General features: G+C 33.1%; 1 protein-coding gene. It reads left to right on the forward strand.

Going from position 1 to position 2167, the window contains the following annotated elements; translation table 11 throughout:
- Positions 1 to 6 precede the first annotated feature (6 nt).
- Positions 7 to 1413 (forward strand): cytochrome c biogenesis protein, encoded by a 1407-nt coding sequence (locus AFK68_RS00615; RefSeq protein ID WP_094670820.1) that lies wholly within the window; start codon positions 7 to 9, stop codon positions 1411 to 1413.
- The last annotated feature ends 754 nt before the right edge of the window (positions 1414 to 2167 follow it).

Below are 2167 nucleotides of genomic sequence, written 5' to 3' on the forward strand. Positions count from 1 at the left end.
AAATAAATGGATGCTCAAGATTCAGAATTAAATGGAAAGCTAAATCCTGTCAAAATATTTAGACGAGAAATATTACCATTATTAGCAGATTTAAGGTTAGCGATCGCTCTCCTTTTAATCATAGCTATCTCTAGTATTTCTGGAACAGTCATAGAACAGGGTGAACCAATAGCTTTTTATCAAGAAAACTATCCAGAAAAACCAGCATTATTTGGTTTTTTAACCTGGAAAGTAATTTTATTATTAGAATTAGATCATGTTTACCGGACTTGGTGGTTTTTATCAATATTAATATTATTCGGAGCCAGTTTAACAGCCTGCACATTTACCAGACAATTACCCGCCTTAAAATCTGCTAAACGCTGGAAATTTTACGATAAAAAACAACAATTTAAAAACTTAGCATTAAGCGCAGAAATAGAAACAGCTTCCTTAGATTCCTTAGAAAAAATATTACAGCAAAGAGGTTATCAAACATCTAAAGAACCAGATAAACTCTATGGACGAAAAGGAATTATTGGGAAAGTCGGTCCGATAATAGTTCATGCTAGTATGCTCATAATTTTAGCAGGCTCAATAATTGGTTCAATTACCGGATTTGTTGGTCAAGAAATAGTGCCGAGTGGGGAAACATTTCAAGTTAAAAATATTGTCGATGCTGGAATTTTTGCCGAATCACAAATCCCCAAAAAATGGTCAGTTAGAGTTAATCGTTTCTGGATAGATTATACTCCAAAAGGAACAATTGACCAGTTTTATTCAGACCTATCAGTATTAGATAAAAGTGGCGAAGAAGTAGATAGAAAAACCATATTTGTTAATCAACCCATGCGGTATCATGGAGTAACAATGTATCAAGCAGATTGGGGAATTTCTGCAGTCAAAGTTAGAATTAATAAAAGCCCTGTTTTTAAGTTACCAATGGCAAAATTAGATACAGCAGGAGGGGGAAGAATTTGGGGAACTTGGGTTCCTACAAAACCAGATTTAAGTGAAGGTATATCTTTACTTGCCAAAGATTTACAAGGAACTGTATTAATTTATGATAATACTGGTAAATTAGTTGCTAGTGTGCGAGAAGGAATGTCTACAGAAGTGAATGGTATTACCTTATTTGTTGACAAAATTATCGGTAGTACAGGTTTACAAATAAAAGCAGATCCAGGAATTCCAATTGTTTATTTAGGTTTTGGTTTATTAATGTTGAGTGTGTTAATGAGTTATGTTTCTCACTCCCAAATTTGGGCTTTGCAACAGAATGAACTACTTTATATAGGGGGTAAAACTAATCGTGCTAGTGTTGCTTTTGAACGAGAAATGTTAGAGATTTTAGACAGATTAAATATTGAATCAGGAAATGATGAGAATGTATCCCCTGAAGACAAACTTTTTCCAGATTTTCGTCGAGGTTGACTTAATTAGGGTTTGTTGAATAAAGTCTTTTAGTAGGGGTAGGAGTCAGGAGTCAGAAGTCAGGAGTCAGGAGAAATGGGGAATTTAGATGAGGTAGTGGGAGGAATTATGCCTTAATTTTCCTGTAATATTGAGCCAAAAATGCTAAATTTTTGAACCTAAATGACCTAAAAGTTCGTACTTTTTCCAGACAAAAAAAGGCTAAAAGCTTTATCTATTAAGGCTTTTATATTTAATCAGCAAGCCCTAATTATAGATCCCAAATGGGTTCTATTTAAAATTAGAGATTGAGAGTAGGGGAGCAGGGGAGTGGGGGAGAAGCAAACATAAGAATAATTAACATAATTACTAGGGAAAATCAGCAAAAAAATAATTATGATTGTATCGATCAGTTAATAACTGAAGTATCGCCCAAGTATAGCAATAATGCATGGGAATTGGTATTAAAGAAAATAACTTGAAATCCTCCCTAATAGAGTGATATAGAACAGCGAATGTGCATTAGGGTGGGATTTTTGATTGAATTTTGGTGTATTAATTTGAACACCAAACCTGTTCTTAACAATGAATAATGGATAATTAATTAATTTGGTTTAAAGCCTTCTATCTCAAGAGTAAAAAAGTATTTTTGCAAATTTAGGGAATAGGGAACAGGGAACAGGGAACAGAGAATAGGGAATAGGAAAAAAGAAAAAAGTATTTTTACAAATATGATATGCACCCCATTATTAATTATTAATTATCAATTATTAAT

The sequence above is a fragment of the Hydrocoleum sp. CS-953 genome, from assembly GCF_002260545.1.
GTDB lineage: Bacteria > Cyanobacteriota > Cyanobacteriia > Cyanobacteriales > Microcoleaceae > Trichodesmium.